At 55.3% G+C, this 329-nt stretch carries 1 tRNA gene; it reads left to right on the plus strand.

From position 1 onward, the window contains the following. Positions 1-41 precede the first annotated feature (41 nt). Positions 42-118: transfer RNA gene (locus tag Q673_RS24655), tRNA-Ile, on the plus strand. Positions 119-329 lie beyond the last annotated feature (211 nt).

A 329-nucleotide genomic window follows, 5' to 3' on the forward strand; every position in this document is an offset into this window, starting at 1 on the left:
AGAGCAAAAGACTGTTTGGGTATAGGCCCAGCGTGACCTTCGGGTCTGTAGCTCAGTTGGTTAGAGCGCACCCCTGATAAGGGTGAGGTCGGCAGTTCAAATCTGCCCAGACCCACCATTCTCTGAACAGCCGGGTAGCTCAGTTGGTGAGAGCGCACCCCCGGAAGTTCTGTAAAGAGAAGGGTGAGGTCGCGGGGTTTGCTTCAAATCTGCCCAGACCCACCAAATTTGCGTGATACTGCGTTGCTCCGATACTCGCCTAGCAAGCTAGGCGTCGCATCGAAGCGCCTTGTCTCACACAAATTGCTTTCGGGGCCATAGCTCAGCTG

Source organism: Halomonas sp. PBN3, from assembly GCF_000475415.1.
Classification (GTDB): Bacteria; Pseudomonadota; Gammaproteobacteria; order Pseudomonadales; family Halomonadaceae; genus Halomonas; species Halomonas shengliensis.